The sequence below is a fragment of the Pseudomonas sp. OF001 genome (assembly GCF_904426495.1).
Taxonomy (GTDB): Bacteria; Pseudomonadota; Gammaproteobacteria; order Pseudomonadales; family Pseudomonadaceae; genus Geopseudomonas.
Map to the genome: position 1 here is coordinate 91,057 of NZ_CAJGBM010000012.1, position 24,646 is coordinate 115,702.

Consider the following 24,646-nt stretch of genomic DNA (forward strand, 5'->3'; position numbering starts at 1 on the left):
GCGCTCCGGCGCGGAGCCTTGCTGTAGGGTGGAAGACTCGCGCAGCGATCTTCCACCGTGCTGGCACGGGCCTCGTTCCCAGCTGGAGCCTGCCTCCATGTCCCTCGAATCCCGCCTCCTGCAAGTCCTCGAGCCCTGGCGCCAGGCGCCGGCCTGGAAGATAGCCTTCTCCGGCGGACTGGATTCCACCGTCCTGCTCCACCTGCTGGCGCGCCTGCGCGAGTCCCATGCGCTGCCGCCGCTGTCCGCCATCCACATCCATCACGGCCTGCAGAGCGTCGCCGACAGCTGGGCCGCTCTGTGCCGCGCCCAGTGCGAGGCGCTGGGCATTCCCCTGCAGGTGCGCCATGTGAAAGTCGACGAGGGCGCCAGTCTCGAGCGCGCCGCACGCGAGGCCCGCTACGCCGCCTTCGCCGAGCTGCTGGGGGCGGGCGAGGTACTGCTGACCGCCCAGCACCGGGATGACCAGGCCGAGACCCTGCTGCTGCGCCTGCTGCGCGGTGCCGGGGTGCGCGGCCTGGCGGCCATGCCGGCCAGCCGGCCGTTGGCGGCGGGGCAGCTGCTGCGGCCGCTGCTGGGGATGACGCGGATCGAGCTGGAGGCCTGGGCGACGCGCGAGCGGCTCGCCTGGGTCGAGGATCCGAGCAACCTGGACATCCGCCTGGCGCGCAACTTCCTGCGTCACGAGATCCTGCCGCGGCTGGCGCAGCACTGGCCGGCGGCCGGCGCGGTACTGGCGCGCGACGCCGAACAGCTGGCCGAGGCCGACGACCTGCTCGGCGAGCTGGCCGAGCTGGACCTGGCGGCGGCGCGCCCGGCGGCCGAGCCGGCCTGGCTGGCACTGCCCTCGCTGGCGCTGGCGCCGCTCTTGGCGCTGTCCGAGGCGCGCCAGCGCAATGCCCTGCGCCACTGGCTGCGCGCGCTGACCCGGCTGCCCGAGCGCGAGCACTGGGCCGGCTGGAGCGATCTGCGCGACGCCCGGGGCGATGCGGAGCCCGTCTGGCGCCTCGAGGGGGGCGAGCTGCGCCGGGCCGGCGGGCGGCTGTGGTGGCTGAATGGCGACTGGCTGCAGGCGCCGCCGCCATCCGCCGTCGACTGGAGCGATCCGGCGCGGCCGCTGCCGCTGCCCGGCAACGGCCGGGTGCGGCTGGAGGGGGCGCTTCCCGGGCGGCCTCTGCAGATCCGCTATCGCCAGGGGGGCGAGGTGCTCGAGCTGCTCGGGCGCGGTCGTCGCGACCTCAAGCGCCTGCTGCAGGAAAGCGGCCTGCCGGCTTTCGTGCGTACCCGCCTGCCCCTGCTGTACGCTGGTGGCGAGCTGCTGGCGGTGGCCAATCTGCCCGGGTTGCAGGCCCGTCTGCAGCCGGCACTGCGACTGGTCTGGGAGTCGCCGACCGCCGGTCCGGGTTTGAGCTGAAAAGGCCTTTCGCGTAAACTATCCTCCCGTCTTCAAGAGGCTTTCTGCCTCCCTTCGCATTCCCCGGCGGCGCTGACCGCCTAAACGCAGACTTCTAGGGTTTTTCATGACGCGCTACATCTTCGTCACGGGTGGTGTTGTTTCTTCTTTGGGGAAAGGCATCGCCTCGGCTTCCTTGGCGGCAATCCTGGAGGCGCGGGGGCTGAAGGTCACCATGCTCAAGCTGGACCCCTACATCAACGTCGATCCGGGGACCATGAGCCCGTTCCAGCATGGCGAGGTGTTCGTCACCCATGATGGCGCGGAAACCGACCTCGATCTGGGCCACTACGAGCGGTTCATCCGCACCACCATGACCCAGAACAACAACTTCACCACCGGCCGCGTCTACATGGACGTGCTGCGCAAGGAGCGCCGCGGCGATTACCTGGGCGCCACCGTGCAGGTGATCCCGCACATCACCGACGAGATCAAGCGCCGGATCATCAAGGGCGCCGGCGATGCCGACGTGGCCCTGGTGGAGATCGGCGGCACCGTCGGCGACATCGAGTCGCAGCCGTTCCTCGAGGCGATCCGCCAGCTGCGTGTCGAAGTCGGCGCCAAGCGCGCGATGCTGATGCACCTGACCCTGGTGCCGTACATCGCCACCGCCGGCGAGACCAAGACCAAGCCGACCCAGCACTCGGTGAAGGAGCTGCGCTCCATCGGCCTGCAGCCGGACGTGCTGATCTGCCGCTCCGACCACCCGGTCGACCTGTCCTCGCGGCGCAAGATCGCCCTGTTCACCAACGTCGAGGAGCGTGCGGTGATCAGCCTGGAAGACGTCGACACCATCTACAAGATCCCGGCGGTGCTGCATGCCCAGGGCCTCGATGACATCGTCGTCGAGCGCTTCGGCCTGGAGTGCGGCCCGGCCGACCTGTCCGAGTGGGAGCGCGTGGTCGACGCCAAGCTCAACCCCGAGCACGAAGTCACCATCGCCATGGTCGGCAAGTACATGGAACTGCTGGACGCCTACAAGTCGCTGATCGAGGCGATGGGGCACGCCGGCATCCAGAGCCGCACCAAGGTCAACCTGCGCTACATCGACTCCGAGGACATCGAGAACCAGGGCACCGGCCTGCTGGAAGGCGTCGATGCCATCCTGGTGCCGGGCGGCTTCGGTCTGCGCGGCGTGGAAGGCAAGATCACCGCGGTGCAGTACGCCCGCGAGAACAAGATCCCCTACCTGGGCATCTGCCTCGGCATGCAGGTGGCGGTGATCGAGTACGCCCGCAACGTGCTGGGCTGGGCAGACGCCAACTCCACCGAGTTCGACCACGCCAGCGCCCATCCGGTGGTCGGCCTGATCACCGAGTGGCAGGACGCCACCGGTGCCGTCGAGCAGCGCAGTGCCGGTTCCGATCTGGGCGGCACCATGCGTCTGGGCGGCCAGGAGTGCCAGCTCGAGCGCGGCTCGCAGGTGCACGCCTGCTACGGCAAGGACGTGATCGTCGAGCGTCACCGCCACCGCTACGAGGTCAACAACAACCTGCTGCCGCAATTGCAGGAAGCCGGTCTGCGCGTCAGCGGCCGCTCCGGCGACGGCGCGCTGGTCGAGGTGGTCGAGGCCCCGAACCACCCGTGGTTCGTCGCCTGCCAGTTCCACCCGGAGTTCACCTCCACCCCGCGCGACGGCCACCCGCTGTTCAGCGGCTTCGTCAATGCCGCCCTCAAGCAGCACGAAGCGAAGAAGGCCTGATCATGGCGCAGAAGATCATCCGCGTCGGCAACCTCCAGATCGGCAACGAGCTGCCGTTCGTGCTGTTCGGCGGCATGAACGTGCTGGAGTCGCGCGACCTGGCCCTCAAGGTCTGCGAGGAGTACGTGCGGGTCACCGAGAAGCTCGGCATCCCCTACGTGTTCAAGGCCAGCTTCGACAAGGCCAACCGCTCGTCGATCACCTCCTTCCGCGGCCCGGGCCTGGAAGAGGGCATGAGGATCTTCGAGGAAGTGAAGAAGACCTTCGGCGTGCCGGTGATCACCGACGTCCACGAGCCGTACCAGGCGGCGCCGGTGGCCGAGGTCTGCGACATCATCCAGCTGCCGGCCTTCCTGTCGCGGCAGACCGACCTGGTGGTGGCGATGGCCAGGACCGGCGCGGTGATCAACATCAAGAAGGCCCAGTTCCTCGCCCCGCAGGAGATGAAGCACATCCTGCGCAAGTGCGAGGAAGCGGGCAACGATCAACTGATCCTCTGCGAACGCGGCTCCTCGTTCGGCTACAACAACCTGGTGGTCGACATGCTCGGCTTCGGCATCATGAAGTCGTTCGAGTACCCGGTGTTCTTCGACGTGACCCACGCCCTGCAGATGCCGGGCGGCCGCGCCGACTCCGCCGGTGGCCGTCGCGCCCAGGTAACCGACCTGGCCAAGGCCGGCATGAGCCAGGGCCTGGCCGGGTTGTTCCTCGAGGCCCATCCGGACCCGGACCAGGCCAAGTGCGACGGTCCCTGCGCGCTGCGCCTGGACCGGCTCGAGCCGTTCCTCGCCCAGCTCAAGGCGCTGGACGACCTGGTCAAGAGTTTCCCGCCGATCGAGACTGCCTGAAGGTCGTTCGATCCGCTAAAGTGGCGGGCGCCCACGACGGGTGCCCGATCCGTTTCTCCCGGTGGGCGCGGGCAGGGCAGTGACGCCCTTCCGTGCCCACTTGTATGTCAAACCCTCTGGAGTGCTACCAGCAATGGCAAAAATCGTCGACATCAAAGGCCGTGAGGTCCTGGATTCCCGCGGTAACCCGACCGTAGAAGCCGACGTGATCCTCGACAACGGCATCATCGGCAGCGCCTGTGCGCCGTCCGGTGCTTCCACCGGCTCGCGCGAAGCGCTGGAGCTGCGTGATGGCGACAAGAGCCGCTACCTGGGCAAGGGCGTGCTGAAGGCCGTGGCCAACGTCAACGGCCCGATCCGCGAGCGCCTGCTGGGCATGGATCCGGCCGAGCAGAAGGCTCTGGACCTGGCGATGATCGAGCTGGACGGCACCGAGAACAAGGCCAGCCTGGGCGCCAACGCCATCCTCGCCGTGTCCCTGGCTGCCGCCAAGGCCGCCGCCCAGGCCAAGGGCGTGCCGCTGTACGCGCACATCGCCGATCTGAACGGCACTCCGGGCGTCTACTCCATGCCGGTGCCGATGATGAACATCATCAACGGCGGCGAGCACGCCGACAACAACGTCGACATCCAGGAGTTCATGGTCCAGCCGGTCGGCGCCAAGACCTTCGCCGACGCCCTGCGCATGGGTGCCGAGATCTTCCATCACCTCAAGGCCGTGCTGAAGGCCCGTGGCCTGAACACCGCCGTCGGTGACGAGGGCGGCTTCGCGCCGAACCTGGCTTCCAACGAGGACGCCCTGGCCGCCATCGCCGAAGCCGTGGCCAATGCCGGCTACAAGCTGGGCGAGGACGTCACCCTGGCCCTGGACTGCGCCTCCTCCGAGTTCTTCAAGGACGGCCAGTACGATCTGGAAGGCGAAGGCAAGGTGTTCAGCGCCGAAGGTTTCGCCGACTACCTGGCCGGCCTGACCCAGCGCTACCCGATCATCTCCATCGAGGACGGCATGGACGAGTCCGACTGGGCCGGCTGGAAGGTGCTGACCGACAAGATCGGCGAGAAGGTGCAACTGGTCGGCGACGACCTGTTCGTCACCAACACCAAGATCCTCAAGCGCGGCATCGAGGAGAAGATCGGCAACTCGATCCTGATCAAGTTCAACCAGATCGGTTCGCTGACCGAGACCCTGGAAGCCATCCAGATGGCCAAGGCCGCCGGCTTCACCGCGGTGATCTCGCACCGCTCCGGCGAGACCGAGGACAGCACCATCGCCGACCTGGCCGTGGGTACCGCCGCTGGCCAGATCAAGACCGGCTCGCTGTGCCGCTCCGACCGCGTCTCCAAGTACAACCAGCTGCTGCGCATCGAGGAGCAACTGGGTGCCAAGGCACCGTACAAGGGCCGCGCCGAGTTCCGCGGCTAAGCTGTCTGTTGTCGGCCGGGCCGCCCCAGGGCGGCCGGCCGGCAACGGTTATCGCGCACTGAGGGCTGACTCGGATGCAAAGGGCCCACTGGCTGATCGTCGTACTCCTCCTGCTCCTGGGCGGCCTGCAGTACCGTCTCTGGTATGGCGATGGCAGCATCACCCAGAACCGCCAGCTGACTGCGCAGATCGAGGCGCAGAAGGCCGAGAACGAGCAACTGCTCGAGCGCAATCGCATCCTCGAGGCCGAAGTGGTGGAGCTCAAGCGCGGCATGGAAACCGTCGAGGAGCGTGCCCGCCATGAACTCGGCATGCTCAAGGAAGGCGAAACCCTCTACCTGCTGAGCCAATGAGCCTGACTCCTCTCCCCGAATTCTGGGCCGTCATCCCGGCGGCCGGGGTGGGCGCGCGCATGCGCGCCGACCGTCCCAAGCAGTACCTGCGTCTCGGCGAGCGCACGGTGCTGGAGCATACCCTCGACTGTTTCCTCGACCACCCGACCCTCCGGGGGCTGGTGGTGTGCCTGGCGGAGGACGATCCGTACTGGCCGGGCCTGGCCTGTGCCGGCGATCCGCGCATCGCCCGCGCCCCGGGGGGCTGCGAGCGGGCCGACTCGGTGCTCAACGGCCTGCTGCACCTGCTGACCCTCGGCGCCCGCGAGGACGACTGGGTGCTGGTCCACGACGCGGCGCGTCCCAACCTGTCGCGCGACGACCTCAACCTGCTGCTCGGCGAGCTGGCCGAGGATCCGGTCGGCGGCCTGCTGGCGGTGCCGGCGCGCGATACCCTCAAGCGCGCCGGCAAGGACGGCCGGGTGCGCGAGACCATCGATCGCAGCGTGATCTGGCAGGCCTATACCCCGCAGATGTTCCGTCTCGGCCAGCTGCACCGCAGCCTGGCCGACGCGCTGGTGTCGCTCGCGAACATCACCGACGAGGCTTCCGCCCTGGAGTGGGCCGGCCATGCGCCGCGGCTGGTCGAGGGGCGCGCCGACAACCTTAAGATCACCCGCCCGGAAGACCTGGAATGGCTGCGTCAGCGCTGGTCCGGGCGCTGAGGCGGACGGCCGGCGTTGTCCGGGTGCCGGCACTGCCTGCCGATTTTCCTGTGCGGCCTATGCTTTACCCTGCGGTCCCCTTCCGAAGGTGGGCGGGGGCTGGCAGGGAGCGCAGGGCATTGCTAGTTTTGCGTCCCCCGATGGGGCGTGTCCTTGCGGTATTTCGTTCTGTTCAATTGGAATTGATCATGTCTCTCGTGAAACCTGCAGCTTTGTTCGTGTGTGTGGCGCTGGCCGGCTGTGCCGGCAAGACCGATTCGACCGCCTCCGCGCTGAAGGAGGGCGGGGCAAAGCCGGGAGCGGCACAGCAGGTGGCCCTGGCCGACAAGGCCAAAGCGCCGGCGGTCAAGCCGGCCGCTGCCGTGCCTGCCAAGGCGGAAGGCAAGCCCGAGGCGGCCGCGCGCAAGGTCGCCGAGGCACCGGCCGAGAAGGCCGAGAAGAAGCTGGCCGCGGCCGGCAAGGAAGAGAAGGGCGGCTGGTGGCCCTTCGGCGGCAAGGACAAGGCCGAGCAGAAGTCCGCCGAAGACAAGGTGGCGAAGAAGCCCGAAGCCGCCAAGGTCAGCCAGGCCTGGCTGGATGACCACGAGAAGCGCCTGCGCGCCGCCGTGGCGGGCAGCAAGTTCGAGGTCGAGCGGCGTGGCGACGTGCTGGTGGTGGTGGCGCCGGTGGATCCCTCGTTCAACAAGGATCGTCCGCACATGCTGCTGCCGGTGACCCTCGGCCCGCTGACCCGGGTGGCCAAGCTGGTGGAAAGCGACCCGCTCAATGCCGTGCTGGTGCTCGGTCACAGCGATGCCGGCAAGGATGCGGCGCTCGACCGCAAGTTGAGCCTGGAGCGTGCCCAGGCGGTGGCCTCGATCTTCCGCATGAGCGGACTGCGCAGCGATCGCCTGCTGCTCAAGGGGGTTGGTGCGGACAAGCCGCGGGCGACCAATGACAGTGCCACCGGCCGCGCGCAGAATCGCCGCATCGAGCTGCTGCTGACCCGCCGCGACAGCCTGTCGGCCGTGCTGGCGCAGGCCAGCCGCTGAGGAATGCGCCGGTCTTGCCGCCGGTCAGTGGCGGCGAGGTCGGCCGGTGGTTAAGTTAGCCATGTTCATTGCCCAAGGAGTTCTGCCATGACCCAGTCGCTTGCCGACATGCGTCGCGACTACACCCGGGATGGTCTGTCCGAGGAGCAGGCGCCGCTGGAGCCGTTCGCCCTGTTCCACCGCTGGTTCGCCGAGGCGGTGCAGACCGAGCAACTGCCGGTGGAGGCCAATGCGATGACCCTGGCTACCGTCGATGCCGAGGGGCAGCCGCACTGTCGCGTATTGCTGCTCAAGGCGCTCGATGAGCGCGGTTTCACCTTCTTCACCAACTACGACAGCGCCAAGGGCGAGCAGCTGCTGGGCAATCCGCGCGCCGCCATGACCTTCTTCTGGCCGGCGCTGGAGCGCCAGGTGCGCATCGAGGGGCGGGTGGAGCGGGTGACCGCGGAGGAGTCGGATGCCTACTTCAAGGTCCGCCCGCTGGGCAGCCGGCTGGGTGCCTGGGCCTCGCCGCAGAGTCGGATCATCGACGGTCGTGGCGAACTCGAGCGGCTGCTGGCCGAAACCCAGGCGCGCTTCATGGAGACTGCGCCGCACTGCCCTGAGCACTGGGGCGGCTACCGCCTGCTGCCGGAGCGCATCGAGTTCTGGCAGGGGCGCCCCAGCCGTCTGCATGATCGGCTCAACTATCGCCTCGAACAGGGCGCCTGGGTGCGCGAGCGCCTGGCGCCCTGAACTCCGCTGTCAGCGGGCGGTCGGATATTCGGCGGCGGCCTGCGCCAGCCAGGCTTCCAGCGCCTTGCGCTTGACGCGCCGGGCCTGGGCTTCCTGCAGGCGCTCGAGCATGTAGGCGCGCTTGGCTGGGTCGTCACCGCCGAAGGACAGCGCGAGGTCGCGGTCGGTCCAGCGCCGGATGCGCCTGTACAGCCACCAGTGGAAGTACAGACCGGTTACAGTAGTAATGAAAATGATGAAGTAGTCCATGTCGGGCTCCGTGGAAAGCGTGCCCACCCTAGCCGATCGGGGCGTGGTGGAAAAGCGCCGCCGGAGCCGGTGGGACCACAGGCAACCTGGAGAGCAGTCATGCGTAGATCGGCAGTATTCCTGAGTCTGGCCGTTGCGGCCCTCGCGGCGGGAGGCTGCGCCTCGAACCTGGGGGGCGACGTGTACACCCGCGACGAGGCGCGTGCCGTGCAGACGGTGCGCATGGGGACCATCGTTGCCCTGCGCCCGGTGCGCATCGAGGGGACCAAGACGCCGATCGGCGCCGGCGCTGGCGCCGTGGTCGGCGGTATCGGCGGCAGCACCGTCGGTGGCGGACGCGGCAGCGCGGTCGCGGCGGTGATCGGTGCGGTGGCCGGCGGTCTCATCGGCGCGGCGACCGAGGAGGGTTTTACCCGCACCCAGGGCGTGGAGATCACCGTGCGCGAGGATGACGGCACCATGCGTGCCTACGTGCAGGAAGTTTCCGAGGGCGAGATCTTTCGCGTCGGCGAGCGTGTTCGCGTGCTGACGGTCAACGGCACCAGCCGCGTCGCCCACTGACATCCGCTTTTCCGGACGCCCATGCGGTTTGCGGGCGTTCCCGGCCGCCAGCCGCAGCAGCTCACGCAGCCGCTGCGCGGTTCCTTTCCCTCCTGTGACGCTCAGTCGCGCGCGCCGCCCAGTGCGGCGCAGCCTTCGAGCGGAGCCTCGTTGCCCAGGCGCAGGCGCGCCTGCAGGTGGCTGAGCGTGCCGCTCATGCTGTCCTCGCAGCGTCCCGGCGTCAGCCACAGCTCGACGCGCTGGCCGTCCGCCTCGCTGGAGAAACTCAGGCTGCCGTCCGGCAGGCCTTCCTCCAGGTAGGGCAGGGCCAGCGGCGCGCTGCCCGGCCGCTCGAGTACCATGCCGCGGGCGCTGACGCGCAGCGACCAGGCCGGCTCGTTGCCGCTGGCGCGCACGACCAGCCGCTTGAAGTCCGCCTCGCCGCACCCCGGGCCCTCGGCCTGCAGCCGGTACAGGCGCTCCACCGCGAACAGGCCGTCGCCGCTCGGGTCGGCGTCCAGCTGGCCGCCGAGATCGGCGAACAGCGGCCGCGCCGGGTCGCCCTGCAGGCGCGCGGCCGCCTCCTCCAGCCCCAACTGAGCGGCATCGAGCAGCAGCAGGTGGCGCTCCTCGCCGCAGGGGCTGAGCATCAGCATCTCGCCGGCACGTACCAGTTCGCCCTGCACGCGCACCGGCTTGGGCTGCGGGGCCTCGGACGTCCACGGCAGCCACTGGCAGCCGGCGAGCAGGGAAGCCAGGCCGAGGGCTGCGGGTGCAATACGCATGTCTAGTCTCCACTCCAGAATGCGCCACACGGTAATCGCCGGCATCGCCGGCCACAAGCCGCCGGCGGGGCCGAACGCGCATTTTCACAATCGCCCGGTGCTGTCAATAGCGTCGGGCTGGCCAAACCCCGCGGACCATGCTAAAACCACTAGGAACTGATCTAGCCGCTTGAAACACAAGGGAAAACCATGACCAAGTCGGAGTTGATCGAACGCATCGTCACCCATCAGGGACAGCTGTCGTCCCGTGATGTCGAGCTGGCCATCAAGACCATGCTGGAGCAGATGGCGCACGCGCTGGCCGCCGGCGACCGCATCGAGATCCGCGGTTTCGGCAGCTTCTCGCTGCACTATCGGGCGCCGCGGGTCGGGCGCAATCCGAAGACCGGCGAGTCGGTCCGTCTGGATGGCAAGTTCGTTCCCCACTTCAAGCCGGGCAAGGAGCTGCGCGACCGGGTCAACGAGCCGAGCTGACCCGGCCGGCGAGGCGCTGCCACTCCCTGTCCGAGGAGTACCCATGTACTGGATCAAACGCATCCTGGTGGCTGTAGCCGCCCTGCTGGTCGCCGCGATTACCCTGGTGTTCATCCTCGAGAACCAGAGCCACGCGCGCCTGCAGTTCATGACCCTGCAGAGCCCCGAACTGCCGGTGGCCTTCTTCGTCGCCCTGGCCTTCATCGCCGGCGGCCTGGCCGGTGTCCTGCTCAGCCTCTACCTGCGTGCCCGCCTCAAGTTCGCCCTGGCGCGCAACCGCAGCGAGCTGGGCCGCTGCCGCAAGGAGCTCGACCGCCTGCGCGAGCAGCTCGCCAGCAAGGACGCCTGAGGCATGCCCGAGCTGCTCTGGCTCGTCCTGTTCATGCTCGCCATCGGCAGCGGCTGGTGGCTCGGTCGACGCGAGCGGCAGCCGCACGTGCAGCGGCGTGGCGCCGCCGCCATCAGCAACAACCACCTGCTCGACGACCAGCCCGACGCCGCCCTGCAGCGTCTGGTCGAGGCGCTGGAGGTCAGTAACGAGACCTTCGAGACCCACCTCGGCGTCGGTCGCCAGTTCCGCCAGCGCGGCGAGCTGGCCAAGGCCACCGAGGTCCATCAGAACCTGTTGACCCGCCCCGAGCTGGGCCGCTCCCAGCAGGAGCGCGCCCAGCTCGAGCTGGCCAACGACTTTCTCTCCGCCGGCGAACTGTCCCGCGCCGAGCCCCTGCTGCAGAACCTGGTCGACAGCGGCGCCGCGGTGCTGCTGCAGGCGTTGCGCAGCCTGCTGCGCATCTACGAGCGTGAGCGCGAATGGGCCAAGGCCATCGAGGTCGGCGCGCGCCTGGCCGGCGAGGACCCGGCGGTGCGGGTGGCCACCGCCCACTATCACTGCGAGCTGGCCGAGCAGCAGTTGCGCCGGCGCGAGGCGCAGGCCGCGCGGCCGCTGCTGCTGCAGGCGCTGCGCGGCGATCCGGGCTGCGTGCGCGCCAGCCTGATCCTCGCCCGCCTCGACTGGCAGGCGGGGCATGCCGATGCGGCCATGCGCCAGCTGCTGCAGGTGGTCGAGCAGGATGCCGAGCTGTTCGCCGAGGCCCTGCCGCCGCTGCTGCAGTACGCGGCCAGCGACGAGGCGCGCCTGCGTCTCGAGCAGGTGCTGGGGCGCATCCTCGAACGCTTCGATGCGCGGCGTGCCGATCCGCTGCAGCTGGCGCTGGCCGACCTGATCGCCCAGCGCGTGGGTAGCGCGGCGGCCATCGAGCACCTGCAGCAGTGCCTGGCCCGCCAGCCGTCGCTGCCGCTGATGCTGCGCCTGCTCGACTACCAGCGCGACAGCGCGCCGGAGGCGTGCCGCGCCCAGCTGTCGCCGCTGCGCGAGGCGCTGGCCAGCCTGCTGGCCAGTGCGCCGCTCTATCGCTGCCACCACTGCGGCTTCCAGTCCCGCCAGCTGTACTGGCAGTGCCCGGCCTGCCACGGCTGGTCGACCATCCGCCGCCAGCTGCGCCCCGGCCTGGCCTAGATCGCCCCGTCCTGCTTCAGCGCAGCGATGCGCGCCGCGTCGTAGCCCAGGCGCGCGAGGATCGCCGCGGTGTGCTCGCCCAGCTGCGGGCCGATCCACTCGGTGCCGCCGGGCGTCTCCGACAGCTTCGGCACGATGCCGGGCATCCGGAACTCTTTCCCGTCCGGCAGGCGCGCCTTCTGCAGCATGTCGCGGGCGAGGAACTGCGGATCTGAGAACATGTCCTCGGCGCTGTAGATGCGGCTGGCCGGCACCTCGGCCTGCTGCAGCACCGCCAGCACCTCGTCCAGCGGCAGCGACTGCACCCAGCGGTCGATCACCCCGTACAGCTCGTCGCGCCGCGCATCGCGCCCGGCATTGTCGGCCAGGCTCGAGTCGCTGGCGAGGTCGTCGCGGTCGATGGCCAGCATGAAGCGCCGGAAGATGGCATCGCCGTTGGCGCCGATCTGCACGTGCTTGCCGTCCGCGCTGGTATGGATGGAGGAGGGCGTGATGCCGGGCATGATGTTGCCGGTGCGCTCGCGGATGAAGCCGTAGACGTCGAACTCCGGCACCAGGCTCTCCATCATGGCGAACACCGCCTCGTACAACGCCACGTCGACCACCTGGCCCTGGCCGCCGTTGACCTCGCGGTGGCGCAGCGCCATCAACGCGCCTATCACCCCCCACAGCGCGGCGATCGAGTCGCCGATGGAGATGCCGGTGCGCACCGGCGGACGGTCCTCGAAGCCGGTGATGTAGCGCAGCCCGCCCATCGACTCGCCCACCGCGCCGAAGCCCGGCTGGTCCTTCATCGGTCCGGTCTGGCCGAAGCCGGACAGGCGCACCATCACCAGCTTCGGGTTGAGCGCGTGCAGCACCTCCCAGCCGAGACCGAGCTTCTCCAGCACGCCGGGGCGGAAGTTCTCGATGACGATGTCCGCTTCGGTCACCAGCTGCTTGAGGATGGCCTGCGCCTCGGGGTGCTTGAGGTTGAGGGTCAGCGACTGCTTGTTGCGGGCCTGCACGAACCACCACAGCGAGGTGCCCTCGTACAGCTTGCGCCACTTGCGCAGCGGATCGCCGCCGTCGGGCGACTCGATCTTGATCACCTCGGCACCGAACTCGGCGCAGATGCGCGAGGCGAAGGGGCCAGCGATCAGGGTGCCGAGTTCGATGACCTTGAGGCCGGCGAGGGGTTTGGCGGGCAGGGACATGGTGGCTCCGTGGCGGCAAGGGATGGCCAAGCCTAGGCGATTGCGCGCGGCGCGGCGAGGGGCTGGAGCCCATGTGCGCGTTCTGTGCGCGGCTTGGCGAAAATCCCACATGTGAGACATGGCGATCACACATGTGATGCTCTAGCCTCAGGGCATGGACAGCAAATCGTCGGCCTACTACCAGCGTCTGTACCGCCAGCGCCTGCGCGAGCAGGGGCTGGTGAAGAAGGAAGTGTGGATACGGCCCGAGCATGCGGCGCAGCTCGCGGCCATGGAACGCAAACTGCGCCAGCCCGCCAGCGGGCTGGACTCAACGGAGGAGGGGGGTATGCACATGCCCAGGCTATGGACCACCGGCGAGCTGTACGAGGCGCTGGCGAACGTGGAACTGCTGCGCGCCGGACGGGCCAGCATCGAGTTGCTGCAGGGGGCCGACCCCAGCCTGCACCTGACCCTGCACGACTACGGCGACCTGCCGCTGTTCGCTGCGGTGGTCGGCGAGCAGATCCTGGTCGAGGCGCTGCTCTGGCCGCAGGCCGACGTGCGCGATCCGGCCGCCTTCAACGAGGAAGTGCTGCGCACCCACAAGCTGTTCCCGCTCTCCAGCATCGCCCTGGAGACCCTGGCCGACGGCCGCTCCTGCTACCTGATGTTCGGCGCCCTCAGCGCCGCCGCCAGCCTGGCCGACGTGGTCTGCGAGATCGAGACCCTGGCCGACAACGTCATCAGGGCCACCGAGGCCTACGAGGACTTCCTGCTTCCTGCCGTCGAGGAGAGCCGCGCATGAACGTGTGGAGCAAGCTGCTGACCGCCCTGCGCGGCGGCGCCAACGAGGCGGGCGAGGCGCTGGTGGACAGCCAGGCGCTGCGCATCCTCGACCAGGAAATCCGCGACGCCGACCAGGAGCTGCGCCAGTCGCGCGAGGCGCTGGCGGAGATCATGGCCAGGCAGAAGCTGGCCAGCGAGCGGGTGGGCAAAGCCGAGGCCAAGGTCGCCGAGTACGAGCAGTACGCGCTCAAGGCGCTGGCCGCCGACAACGAGACGCTGGCCACCGAGGTGGCGGAGAAGATCGCCACCCTGGAAGCCGAGCTGGCGAGCGATCGCGAGCAGGCCGCGGGCTTCGCCGCCAGCGTCACGCGCCTGCGCCAGGCGGTCAGCCAGGCCGAGGGGCGCATCAGGCGGCTCAAGCAGCAGGTCGACACGGTCAAGGCCACCGAGAGCGTGCAGCGCGCGCAGCTGGCGGTGGCCCGTCGCCACGGAGGCTCGCAGGCCAAGCTGCACACCGCGGTGGAATCGCTGGAGCGCATCAAGCAGCGCCAGTCCGAGCGCGCCGCCCGCCTGGAGGCCGAGGCCGAGCTGGCCGCCGAGCAGCCGGAGGCCAGCCTGGAAGGCAAGCTGCGCGCTGCCGGCATCGTCCCCGACAACGGCAGCGCCGCCAGCGTGCTGGCGCGGCTGAAGGACAGGGCGGCGCACGACGCCACCTGACGCTCACGCCCAGCCTCGCCGCGCGCAGTTCCACGCTGCGTGCGGCTCCTACGCTTTCACGGACGGAACACGATGGAACTCTTCCTGCACAGCGCCCTGGCGTTCCCCACCGTGCTGTTCAGCTTCCTGCTGTGCCTGGCGGTGCTCTACTGGCTGGTCGCCGCCCTCGGCATCCTCGAGGTCGACGTGCTCGACGGCGACTTCGGCCCGGACGGCGAGGGCCTCGAGCTGGAGGGACTCGCCGGCCTGCTGCTCAAGCTGGGCCTTGGCGGCGTGCCGGTGACCCTGGCGCTGACCCTGCTGGTGTTCTTCGCCTGGTTCGCCAGCTACTTCGTCGAGCTGCTGCTGCTGCGCCACCTGCCGCTCGGCTGGCTGCGCTATCCGCTCGGGGTGGCGCTGGCGGCGGTGGCCCTGCTGCCGGCGGTGCCGCTGACCGGCGCGCTGTGCCGGCCGCTGCGCCGGCTGTTCCGCAAGATCGAGGCGCCCAGCGCGCGTTCGCTGCTCGGCCAGGTGGCGACGGTGCGCAGCGGCACGGTCAGCCCGCGCTTCGGCGAGGCCGACCTGGACGACCAGGGCGCCGGGCTGATCCTGCGTATCCGTGCCGACGAGTCCGCGGGTTTCCGGCGCGGCGACCGCGTGGTGCTGCTGCAGTACCTGGAGGGCGAGCACGCCTACCGGGTGGTCAGCGAAGACGAATTCAAGGGCCTCTGAGCCGCCCCTCAAGGAGATGAAAACAAAATGATCGAGATTCTGATGCCCTTCCTGATCGGGGTCGGCGTGGTCTTCCTGCTGGTCTTCGGCTTCTTCGTGCTGTTCAAGGCCTTCTACATCAAGGTGCCGCAGGGCACCGCGCTGATCGTCAACGACATGTCCTCGCAGCCCAAGGTGCACTTCACCGGCGCGCTGGTCTACCCGGTGATCTACAAGAAGGAGTTCATGCAGATTTCCCTGATCACCCTGGAGATCGACCGCCGCGGCAAGGACGGCCTGATCTGCCAGGACAACCTGCGCGCCGACATCACCGTGGCCTTCTACCTGCGGGTCAACGAGACCCAGCAGGACGTGCTCAAGGTGGCCAAGGCCATCGGCGCCGAGCGCGCCTCCGACCGCGCGGCGGTCAACGACCTGTTCAACGCCAAGTTCTCCGAGGCGCTGAAGACCGTCGGCAAGCGCTTCGACTTCGTCCAGCTGTTCGAGGAGCGGCAGAACTTCCGCGACCGCATCGTCGAGGTGATCGGCAACGACCTCAACGGCTACGTGCTGGAGGACGTGGCCATCGACTACCTGGAGCAGACGCCGAAGAGTTCGCTGGACCCGACCAACATCCTCGACGCCCAGGGCATCCGCAAGATCACCGAGCTGACCGCGGCGCAGAACGTGATCACCAACGACCTGGAGCGCAACGAGGAGCTGGCGATCAAGAAGAAGAACGTCGAGACCCGCGAGGCGACCCTGGCGCTGGAGCGCCAGCAGGCCGACGCCGAGGCGCGCCAGCAGCGCGAGATCGCCACCATCCGCGCCCGCGAGCAGGCCGAGATCCTCAAGGTGCAGGAGGAGGAGCGGCTCAAGGCCGAGCAGGCGCGCATCCAGACCCAGCAGGAGCTGGATATCCGCGCCGAGAACCACCAGCGCGAAGTCGAGGTGGCCCAGCAGAACCGCCAGCGTGCGGTGGTGATCGAGGAGGAGAAGGTCACCCGTGCCCGCGAGCTGGAGATCGTCGCCCGCGAGCGCGAGGTCGAGCTGCAGCGCATCGAGAAGGAGAAGGCGCTGGAGGAGCAGCGCAAGAACATCGCCAACGTCATCCGCGAGCGGGTGGCGGTGGAGAAAACCGTGGCCCAGGAGGAGGAGCGCATCAAGGAGGTGCGCGAGGTGTCCGAGGCCGAGCGGCTCAAGCAGGTCGCCGTGCTCAACGCCCAGGCCGAGGCCGAGCAGGAGCTGGTGCGCCAGGTCAAGCAGGCCGAGGCCGACGAGACCCGCGCCAAGCACAAGGCGGTGGAGGTCAACGTCATGGCCCAGGCCGAGCTGGAAGCGGCGGCCAAGCAGGCCGAGGCCAAGCGCAAGCTCGCCGAGGGCATCGAGGCCGAGCGCGCCGCGCCGGGCCTGGCCGATGCGCGGGTGCGCGAGGTGACCGCGGCAGCCATGGAGAAGGAAGGACTGGCCGACGCGCGGGTGAAGGCCGAGCAGCTGATCGCCGAGGCCCGTGGCGAGCAGGAGAAGGGCCTGGCCCAGGCGCGGATCATCGAGGCGCAGGCGGCGGCCAAGGAGAAGGACGGCCTGGCCGAGGCCAGGGTGCTGGAGGAGAAGCTCGGCGCCCAGGCGCGCGGCGAGGAACAGTTGGGCAGCGCCAAGGCCAAGGCGACCAAGGATCTCGGCCTGGCCGAGGCCGAGGTGCTGCTGCAGCGCTTCAACGCCGAGGCCGAGGGCCTGGGCAAGAAGTTCGGCGCGCTCGACGAGCTCAGCGACAGCGCCCGCCAGCACGAGGAGTTCCGCATGCAGCTGGAGAAGGACTTCGAGACCTCGATGGCCGGCATCGCCGCCAATCAGGAGATCGCCAGGGAGCAGGCCGAGGTGCTGTCCGCCGCGCTGTCCAAGGCCAAGATCGAGATCGTCGGCGGGGAGGGCGACTTCTTCAACTCCTTCGCCAGGTCGCTGTCGGTGGGCAAGGCCATCGAGGGCGTGGTCGGCAAGAGCCCGGTGGTGCAGGAAGTGCTGGGCCGGCTGATGGCCGGCAAGGGCGCCGAGGCGAAGAGCGTCCCGGCGCCGGTCGACAAGACTCCGGCCTGATCCGCCGCGTTCACCGCCAACCGGCAGTTCCGGTGCAGCCCCTGCGGTCTGCACCGGAGCTGTCGTGCCCTCTTGCGTAATCTTCAGGAAGCCCAACGATGTCGGATGCCCAGGCCGCAAGCCGCGAACAGGACATGGTGGATCAGGCGGTTGCCGAGGGCGGCGCCTACGAGGTGCTGCAGCGCCGTCTGGCCGAGCAGGGCCAGCGCCTGCGCCAGGGCGTCGACGCCCTCAACGCGCAGCGCCTGGCCGAATTCGGCAGCAGCGAGATGGCGGTGCTCGGCCGGGTGCGCATCCGCACCGAGAACAACTGCATCGCCCGCGACATCGTCCAGGTCGGCGACTGCCTGCTGTTCGGCTACAACGTGTTCCTCGGCCTCAAGCAGGAAACCCGCGTCGAGGACGTGTTCTCCCTGTATCGCCTGAACCAGACCGAGGAGGGCTATGAAGCCGAGCCGCAGCCGCTGGAGGGCAGCTTTCTCGGTCAGGCCAGCTTCGTGCAGGACTTCCGCGAGCTGTACACCTACTACAAGAACACCCGCCTGCTGCAGCTGGTGGTGCGCGACGGCAAGCTGCTGGCCAGCTTCCAGATCGGCGAGCGACTCACCGACATCCGCGTGTTCCGCTGGTCGATCGCCGTCGACGGCGGCGAGGTGCGCTACCTCGACAACCGCGGCGAGCGCGACATCGCCCTGCCGGCGCCCTACGACTTCGCCTGGCAGAAGACCACGCGCGAGATGGTGGTCAACGGCCGTCATCCGCACGTCAACATCCTCGACACGGTGTTCGTCGAGACCATCGGCGGCGACCTGACCATCAAGGTCGAGAACAACACCGAGGACGGTCTGGGCATCTACCGCGAGGCGGTGGCGGACAAGACCCAGTCGCTGGACGACGCGCAGATCGAGTTCGCCCGTCTCGGCAGCCTGATCCTGCTCAAGGTGCTGCCGTACCGCGAGGAGCAGTGGCGCTACCTGGTGTTCAACGGCCTGACCCGCCAGGTCGAGCGCATCGACGCCATCGGCCAGGCCTGCGTGCAACTGCCCGAGGACCACGGCATCGTCTTTCCCGGCGGCTACTACCTGCAGAACGGCGAGTCGAGGACCTTCGAGCAGCCGATGGCCGGCATGCGCTTCAAGCGCGCGGTGCGCTCGCCCAACGGCGAGGACGTGCTGTACGTGTTCTACCAGCCGGAGGAGGGCCGTTCGGCGCTGTTCACCTACAACCTGATCGAGCGCCAGCTGCACAGCCCGATCTTCGGCCACGGCTACGCGCGCCTGGAGGACGGGCGCATGGTGATCTTCGCCGCCGAGGGCAACGAGCCGACGCGCATCCACCCGATGCAGATCTGGCAGACGTCGTTCGCCAGCGACGAGTTCGCCGCCCGCCAGCCGCCGCGCAGCGGCTTCCTCGGCCGCATCGGCAACGCCGAGCTGGTGCGCGGGGTGTCCGAGCTGCGCAACCTGTGCCGCGAGATCGACGCCCAGTCGGTGTCGGTGCAGCGCTACGGCCAGCTGTGCCAGAGCGTGCGCCGGCTGTTCGACGCCTACCACTGGCTGGGCGCCGCCGAACTCGGCGAGCTGGCGCCGCTGCTGCGCGAGATCGCCGCCACCGCCGAGCGGGTGCTCGACGAGTTCGAGAAGGTCGAGAGCATCCGCCAGCAGTCGGCGCGCGCCATGGCCGAGGCCGAGACCCGCCAGCAGGCGCTGCTCGCCGGCCTGCACGTCGACAGCTGGGATGCGGTGGCGGCCTTCGTCGAGGCGCTCAACGCGCTGACCGCCCAACGCGGCCTGCTGCTGACCATCCGCGACTACCGCTACATCGACGTGGCGCGCATCGACACCATGGAGGCGGCGCTGCTCGAGGCGCAGGCGCGGGTCGCCGCGGCCACCGCGCGCTTTCTCGCCGGTGCGCAGGCGCTGCAGCCCTACGCCGCGCGCCTGGCCGAGCTGGACGGCGCGGCGCAGCAGGCGGCCAGCGTCGCCCAGTTGGCCGAACCGCTGGCCGGCCTGCAGGCGATGGCCACCGACCTGGACATGCTCTCCAACCTGATGGCCAGCCTGGCGATCGACGACGCCACCGAGCGCACGCGCATCGTCGAGGCGATCTCCGAGCTGTACGCCCGCCTCAACCAGGCACGCGCCCGCGCCGAGCAGCGCCGCAAGGGCCTCGGTTCGGCGGAGACGGTCGCCCAGTTCGGCGCCCAGTTCAAGCTGTTCGGCCAGGGCATCACCAGCGCCCTCGGCCAGGCCAGCGATCCCGAGCGCTGCGACGAGCAGCAGGCGCGCCTGCTGCTGCAGCTGGAGGAGCTGGAAAGCCGCTTCGGCGAGCAGGAGGAGTTCCTCGCCGACATCCTCGCCAAGCGCGAGGAGCTGCTGGAGACCTTCGAGACGCACAAGCAGGCGCTGCTCGACGAACGGCAGCGCCGCGCCCAGGGCCTGCAGGAGGCCGCACGGCGCATCCTCGACAGCTTCGGTCGGCGCACCGTGCGCCTGGCGAGCATGGAGGAGCTCAACGCCTTCTTCGCCGCCGACCCGCTGATCCTCAAGCTGCGCGACCTGGCCGAGCGCCTGCGCGAGCTGAAGGACAGCGTCAAGGCCGACGACCTGGAGGCGCGCCTCAAGGGCGCCCGCGACCAGGCGGTGCGCGCCCTGCGCGACAAGAGCGAGCTGTTCGAGGAGGGCGGCAACCTGATCCGCCTCGGCCGCCACCGCTTCAGCGTCAACAGCCAGGAGCTGGACCTGACCCTGCTGCCGCGCGGCGAGCAGCTGTGCCTGCACCTGACCGGCACCGACTTCATCGAGCCGCTGCAGGACGCCGAGCTGGAGGGGCTGCGCGCCTTCTGGCAGGCCAGCCTGGAGTCGGAGTCGGCCGAGCTGTACCGCGGCGAATACCTGGCCGGCGAGGTACTGGCCGCCGCCGAGCGCGGCGAGGGCGGCCTCGACCTCGACCGCCTCAGGCTGCTGCTGGCCCAGCCCGAGGCGCTGGTGCGCGCGGTGCGCGAGTTCGCCGCGCCGCGCTACAAGGAAGGCTACGAGAAGGGCATCCACGACCAGGACGCCGCGGCGATCCTCGCCCGCCTGCTGCCGCTGACCGGCAGCGCCGGGCTGCTGCGCCATGCGCCGCTGCCGCGCGCCTTCGCTTGCCTGTGCTGGGAGCGTCTGCGCCACCGGGAGCAGCCGGCGCAGTGGCCGGAACGCGCTCGCAGCAGCCGGCACATCCGCCAGCTGTTCGGCCGCGACGACGGCCTGCGCAGCCTGCAGGGCGAGATCGCCGCCGCGCTGCAGGCCTTCCTCGCCGAACAGCCGCTGGACCTGGACGCGGCGGTGGTGGCCGAGGCCGCCGAGTACCTGGTGCAGGAGCTGGCCGCCGAGCGCATCGAGTTCACCTTCAGCAAGTACGCCCGCCAACTGCAGGACGCCCTGCGCACACGGCTGGTCGAGGCGCGCATGTGGGACGACTATCGCCAGGCGCTGGCGCGCCTGGCCGAACGCCCGGCGGCGCAGTGGACGCTGGCGCTCGACTGGCTGCACGGCCTGTGCGGCCAGGCCGAGTTCGCCGCGCTGGCCGCCTACGCGCCCGAGGCGGCGGCGCTCGAACTGCTCGGCGAGGAGCTGCCGCGCCGGGTCACCGAGGTCGACCTGCGCTTCACGGTGGAGGGCCTGCTCGGCGAGCATCCGCGCATCCGCGAGCAGCGCCTGGAGCTGGCGCTGGACGAGCTGTTCGCCCGTCTGCGCGCCCACCGCGAGCACTACCTGCCGGGCCTCACGCGTTACCAGGCGCTGCGCCAGGAGGTGATCGCCCGCGAGCGCACGGCGCTGCGCCTGGCCGAGTTCAAGGCGCGCCCGCTCAGCTCCTTCGTGCGCAACAAGCTGATCAACGACGTGTATCTGGGCTTCATCGGCGACAACCTGGCCAAGCAGATGGGCAGCGCCGGGGAGAACAAGCGCAGCGACCTGATGGGCCTGCTGATGCTCATCTCGCCGCCCGGCTACGGCAAGACCACCCTGATGGAGTACGTCGCCCACCGCCTCGGCCTGATCTTCATGAAGATCAACGGCCCGGCGCTCGGCCACGAGGTGCGCTCGCTGGACCCGGCGCAGGCGCCCGACGCCACCGCCCGCCAGGAGCTGGAGAAGCTCAACCTGGCGCTGGAGATGGGCAACAACGTGATGCTCTACGTCGACGACATCCAGCACACCCACCCGGAGTTCCTGCAGAAGTTCATCTCGCTGTGCGACGGCACCCGGCGCATCGAGGGGGTGTGGAAGGGCCGCACGCGCACCTACGACATGCGCGGCAAGAAGTTCTGCGTGGTGATGTCCGGCAACCCCTACACCGAGTCCGGCGAGGTGTTCAGGATTCCCGACATGCTGGCCAACCGCGCCGACATCTACAATCTCGGCGACACCCTGGGCGGCATGCAGGAGGCCTTCGCCCTCAGCTACATCGAGAACGCGCTGACCTCCAACCCGGTGCTGGCGCCGCTGGCCACCCGCGACATGGCCGACCTCTACCGCCTGGTGGCCAGGGCCGAGGGCCGCGAGTTCTCCGCCAACGAGCTGTCGCACGCCTACAGCGGCGCCGAGCTGGACGAGATCACCGCCACCCTGCAGCGCCTGATGCAGGTGCGCGACGTGGTGCTGCGGGTCAACCAGCAGTACATCGCCAGCGCCGCCCAGGCCGACCAGTACCGCACGGAGCCGCCGTTCAAGCTGCAGGGCAGCTACCGCAACATGAACAAGATGGCCGAGAAGATCAGCGCGGTGATGAACGACGAGGAATTGCTGCAGCTGATCGCCGACCACTACCAGGGCGAGGCGCAGCTGCTCACCACCGGCGCCGAGGAGAACCTGCTCAAGCTCGCCGAACTGCGCGGCAACCTGACCGCCGAGCAGGCCGCGCGCTGGGAGCAGATCAGGGCCGACTTCCGCCGCGCCAAGGCCATGGGCGGCGGCGAGGCCGACGTCGGCGTGCGCGTGGTCGCCCAGCTGCGCGACCTGGCCGACGCCGTGCAGGGACTCGGTGCTGCCGCCGCGCCGGTCCCCTGGGACGAACTGCTCGAGCGCCTGCAGGCGCTGGCCGACCAGCGGCCGCAGGTCGCGGTGGAGGTGGCGGCGCCGCCGCAGCCGGACTTCGCCGCGCTGCTCGAGGGCCTGGCGCAGTCGCTGCACGACAGTTTCCTGCCGCTGATCCAGACCATGGAGAAGAAGGGCGACATCGGCCTGCGCATTCACAAGCACCTGCACGAGCTGTCCCGCGACATGCGCGAGCTGGGCCTGCGCCGCGGGCGTGCGCTGGACAGCAAGATTGAGGAGCTGCCGGGCTGAGGGGCGGAGCGAATTCATTCGCGACCCGCTGCTGCAGCGGTCGCAGATGAATCTGCTCCTGCAGGGGCTGCCATGCAGAGCCGCCACGGATACGGGGCGAGGGGGTGGATTCGGTTACACTGGTCTCCTTTCCCGATCAACCAAGAATCCGCCCATGGCCCTGCAGTCCACCCCCTACAAAGTCGAACTCAACCTCACCGACCTCGATCGCGGCGTCTACCAGAACCTGCGCTTCACCGTCGCCAAGCATCCCTCGGAAACCGAGGAGCGCCTGGCGGTGCGCCTGCTGGCCTACGCGCTGTGGTACGACGAGCAGGTCGCCTTCGGCCGCGGCCTGTCCGACGTCGACGAGCCGGCGCTGTGGGAGAAAAGCCTCGACGACCGCGTGCTGCACTGGATCGAGGTCGGCCAGCCCGATGCCGAGCGCATGACCTGGTGCTCGCGGCGCGCCGAACGGGTCAGCGTGCTGACCTACGGCAACCTGCGCGTCTGGCAGGACAAGGTGGTGGGCGCGGTGAAGACCCTGAAGAACCTCAACATCGCCGCGCTGCCCCAGGAGCCCTTGGCCGAGCTGTCCCGTGACCTGCCGCGCTCGCTCTCCTGGAGCGTGATGATCAGCGAGGGCACCCTGTTCGTCACCGACGAGCGCGGCCAGCACGAGCTGCCGCTCGAGTGGCTGCTGGGCGAGCGCGGCTGAGCCACGCCCGCCCGCCGGTGGTCAGCTGAACCAGAACTGCAGCAGCGACTGGAACGACAGCGCCACGCCGACCACGGTGGCCAGCATCGCCACCACACCGAACACCAGCATCCAGCGCGGGTGCTGGTACTGGCTGCCGACGATGCGCTGCTGGTGTGCCGCCCACAGGATGCAGCCGAGCGCCAGCGGCAGGACCAGGGCGTTGAGCGCGCCGGCCACCACCAGCACCTGCACCGGCTTGCCGACCAGGCAGTAGATCAGCGTCGAGCAGACGATGAAGGCGATCACCCAGCGCTGGCTGTGGTTGCGCACGCTGCTGTGCACCGAGTGCAGGAAGCTCACGCTGGTGTAGGCGGCGCCGATCACCGAGGACACCGCGGCGGCCAGCAGCACCAGGCCGAAGGCCTTGTAGCCGAAGGCGCCGAGGGCGTGGGCGAACACCGAGGAGGCCGGGTTGCCCGGATCGAGCTTCACGCCCTGGCTGACCACGCCGAGGGTGGCAAGGAACAGGCAGATGCGCACCACGCCGGTGGTGAGGATGCCGGTCACCGCGGCGCGGGTCACCACGCCGACGTTTTCCACGCCGGTGATGCCGGCCTCCACCAGGCGATGGCCGCCGGCGAAGGAGATGTAGCCGCCGACGGTGCCGCCCACCAGGGTGATGATCGGCAGCATCAGCACCAGCGGATCGTCCGGGGCGAAGGTGTGGCTCAGCGCTGCAGCCACCGGCGGATTGGCCGAGTACACCGCATAGCCGACCATGCACAGCATCAGCAGGCCGAGCAGCTGGCTCACCGCGTCCATCACCCGGCTGGCGTTGCGCACCAGGAAGATGGCGATGGTCGCCACCGCGGCGATCAGCGAGCCGACCAGCGGCGAGACGCCGAAGATCACGTTGAGCGCCAGCCCGGCGCCGGCGATGTTGCCGATGTTGAAGGCGATCCCGCCGAGGACGATGAAGCCGGTGAGCAGGTGGCCGAGGCCGGGCAGCACCCGGTTGGCGACGTCCTGGCCGCGCATGTTGGACACGCTGATCACCCGCCAGATGTTGAGCTGCGCGCCGATGTCGATCAGCAGCGAGATCAGGATGGCGAAGGCGAAGCTGGCCAGGTATTTCTCGGTGAACAGCGAGGTCTGGGTGAGGAACGCCGGGCCGATCGCCGAGGTCGCCATCAGGAAGATGGCGCCGCGCAGTACGCTGCGTTGCGAGGTCTGGGGCATGCTGGAACACACTTGGGTGGACTGCATTTTTCGGTACCTTCTCATAATTCTTGTTGGGGCGAGGGCAGGTAGTTCAGAGCCTTCGGGTCGGGGTCCCTGGGGCAGTGCCACGGCTTCCCG

22 protein-coding genes are annotated in these 24,646 nt (G+C 69.3%); 18 read left to right on the top strand and 4 right to left on the bottom strand.

Features of this window, described 5'->3' with window-relative positions; all coding sequences use genetic code 11:
* Positions 1-97: 97 nt before the first annotated feature.
* The 8 genes from tilS (at position 98) to pdxH (ending at position 8,249) form a co-directional block, all read left to right on the top strand.
* Positions 98-1,414: a tRNA lysidine(34) synthetase TilS gene (gene tilS / locus RA210_RS08645; protein ID WP_201486124.1), complete on the top strand. Its 1,317-nt coding sequence runs from the start codon at positions 98-100 to the stop codon at positions 1,412-1,414.
* 106 nt (positions 1,415-1,520) lie between these two features.
* On the top strand, positions 1,521-3,155 hold the full coding sequence (locus tag RA210_RS08650) for a CTP synthase (protein ID WP_136489107.1): 1,635 nt from the start codon (positions 1,521-1,523) through the stop codon (positions 3,153-3,155).
* A 2-nt stretch (positions 3,156-3,157) separates the two neighbouring features.
* Positions 3,158-4,003 carry a 3-deoxy-8-phosphooctulonate synthase gene (kdsA, locus tag RA210_RS08655; protein WP_201486125.1) on the top strand — a complete coding sequence of 282 codons (846 nt, stop codon included), beginning with the start codon at positions 3,158-3,160 and terminating at the stop codon, positions 4,001-4,003.
* A 133-nt stretch (positions 4,004-4,136) separates the two neighbouring features.
* On the top strand, positions 4,137-5,426 hold the full coding sequence (gene eno, locus RA210_RS08660) for a phosphopyruvate hydratase (RefSeq protein ID WP_136489109.1): 1,290 nt from the start codon (positions 4,137-4,139) through the stop codon (positions 5,424-5,426).
* 74 nt (positions 5,427-5,500) lie between these two features.
* Entirely contained in the window at positions 5,501-5,779 is a 279-nt protein-coding gene (locus RA210_RS08665; RefSeq protein WP_136489110.1) for a septum formation initiator family protein, read from the top strand.
* On the top strand, positions 5,776-6,483 hold the full coding sequence (ispD, locus tag RA210_RS08670; protein WP_201486126.1) for a 2-C-methyl-D-erythritol 4-phosphate cytidylyltransferase: 708 nt from the start codon (positions 5,776-5,778) through the stop codon (positions 6,481-6,483). Before RA210_RS08665 ends, ispD begins: the two co-directional genes overlap by 4 nt.
* Positions 6,484-6,671: 188 nt before the next feature.
* The gene (locus RA210_RS08675) at positions 6,672-7,514 is read left to right on the top strand and encodes an OmpA family protein (protein ID WP_201486127.1); all 843 of its coding nucleotides are present in this window, start codon (positions 6,672-6,674) and stop codon (positions 7,512-7,514) included.
* Between the two features lie 87 nt (positions 7,515-7,601).
* Positions 7,602-8,249 carry a pyridoxamine 5'-phosphate oxidase gene (gene pdxH / locus RA210_RS08680; protein WP_136489113.1) on the top strand — a complete coding sequence of 216 codons (648 nt, stop codon included), beginning with the start codon at positions 7,602-7,604 and terminating at the stop codon, positions 8,247-8,249.
* A gap of 9 nt (positions 8,250-8,258) precedes the next feature.
* On the opposite strand, the gene RA210_RS08685 is transcribed toward pdxH, so the two are convergent.
* Entirely contained in the window at positions 8,259-8,498 is a 240-nt protein-coding gene (locus tag RA210_RS08685) for a hypothetical protein (protein WP_136489114.1), read from the bottom strand.
* Between the two features lie 99 nt (positions 8,499-8,597).
* On the opposite strand from RA210_RS08685, the gene RA210_RS08690 reads away from it, so the two are divergent.
* On the top strand, positions 8,598-9,059 hold the full coding sequence (locus RA210_RS08690) for a glycine zipper domain-containing protein (RefSeq protein ID WP_136489115.1): 462 nt from the start codon (positions 8,598-8,600) through the stop codon (positions 9,057-9,059).
* Positions 9,060-9,160: 101 nt separating this feature from the next.
* Here the strand turns inward: RA210_RS08690 and RA210_RS08695 are convergent, their stop codons facing one another.
* A complete protein-coding gene (locus tag RA210_RS08695) occupies positions 9,161-9,823 on the bottom strand; it encodes a COG3650 family protein (RefSeq protein ID WP_201486128.1) in 663 nt (220 codons plus the stop codon).
* A gap of 189 nt (positions 9,824-10,012) precedes the next feature.
* Between RA210_RS08695 and ihfB the strand changes: the two genes are divergently transcribed.
* From ihfB to RA210_RS08710, 3 genes are read left to right on the top strand one after another with little or no spacing between them, the layout of a single operon-like run.
* Positions 10,013-10,297, top strand: a complete 285-nt coding sequence (gene ihfB, locus RA210_RS08700; RefSeq protein ID WP_136489117.1) for an integration host factor subunit beta — start codon at positions 10,013-10,015, stop codon at positions 10,295-10,297.
* Between the two features lie 43 nt (positions 10,298-10,340).
* A complete protein-coding gene (locus RA210_RS08705; RefSeq protein ID WP_168772487.1) occupies positions 10,341-10,646 on the top strand; it encodes a lipopolysaccharide assembly protein LapA domain-containing protein in 306 nt (101 codons plus the stop codon).
* Between the two features lie 3 nt (positions 10,647-10,649).
* On the top strand, positions 10,650-11,813 hold the full coding sequence (locus tag RA210_RS08710; protein ID WP_136489119.1) for a tetratricopeptide repeat protein: 1,164 nt from the start codon (positions 10,650-10,652) through the stop codon (positions 11,811-11,813).
* Here the strand turns inward: RA210_RS08710 and RA210_RS08715 are convergent.
* Positions 11,810-13,009, bottom strand: a complete 1,200-nt coding sequence (locus tag RA210_RS08715; protein ID WP_201486129.1) for a CaiB/BaiF CoA transferase family protein — start codon at positions 13,007-13,009, stop codon at positions 11,810-11,812. The two genes, RA210_RS08710 and RA210_RS08715, sit on opposite strands and share 4 nt — an antisense overlap.
* Positions 13,010-13,163: 154 nt before the next feature.
* Between RA210_RS08715 and bacA the strand changes: the two genes are divergently transcribed.
* From bacA to RA210_RS08745, 6 genes are all read left to right on the top strand, one after another.
* Positions 13,164-13,796, top strand: coding sequence for a biofilm formation regulator BacA (gene bacA / locus RA210_RS08720; protein ID WP_201486130.1), 633 nt, complete (start codon positions 13,164-13,166; stop codon positions 13,794-13,796).
* Positions 13,793-14,494, top strand: coding sequence for a PspA/IM30 family protein (locus RA210_RS08725; protein ID WP_201486131.1), 702 nt, complete (start codon positions 13,793-13,795; stop codon positions 14,492-14,494). The genes bacA and RA210_RS08725 overlap by 4 nt, the downstream gene beginning before the upstream one ends.
* 72 nt (positions 14,495-14,566) lie before the next feature.
* Positions 14,567-15,205, top strand: a complete 639-nt coding sequence (locus RA210_RS08730) for an OB-fold-containig protein (protein ID WP_201486132.1) — start codon at positions 14,567-14,569, stop codon at positions 15,203-15,205.
* Between the two features lie 27 nt (positions 15,206-15,232).
* Positions 15,233-17,278 carry a flotillin family protein gene (locus tag RA210_RS08735; RefSeq protein ID WP_201486133.1) on the top strand — a complete coding sequence of 682 codons (2,046 nt, stop codon included), beginning with the start codon at positions 15,233-15,235 and terminating at the stop codon, positions 17,276-17,278.
* Between the two features lie 98 nt (positions 17,279-17,376).
* Positions 17,377-22,608: a DNA repair ATPase gene (locus RA210_RS08740; protein WP_201486134.1), complete on the top strand. Its 5,232-nt coding sequence runs from the start codon at positions 17,377-17,379 to the stop codon at positions 22,606-22,608.
* A 154-nt stretch (positions 22,609-22,762) separates the two neighbouring features.
* Positions 22,763-23,305: a YaeQ family protein gene (locus tag RA210_RS08745; protein ID WP_201486135.1), complete on the top strand. Its 543-nt coding sequence runs from the start codon at positions 22,763-22,765 to the stop codon at positions 23,303-23,305.
* Positions 23,306-23,326: 21 nt separating this feature from the next.
* Here RA210_RS08745 and RA210_RS08750 read toward each other — a convergent pair whose 3' ends face one another.
* Positions 23,327-24,553: an NRAMP family divalent metal transporter gene (locus RA210_RS08750; RefSeq protein ID WP_442963392.1), complete on the bottom strand. Its 1,227-nt coding sequence runs from the start codon at positions 24,551-24,553 to the stop codon at positions 23,327-23,329.
* Positions 24,554-24,646: the final 93 nt, after the last annotated feature.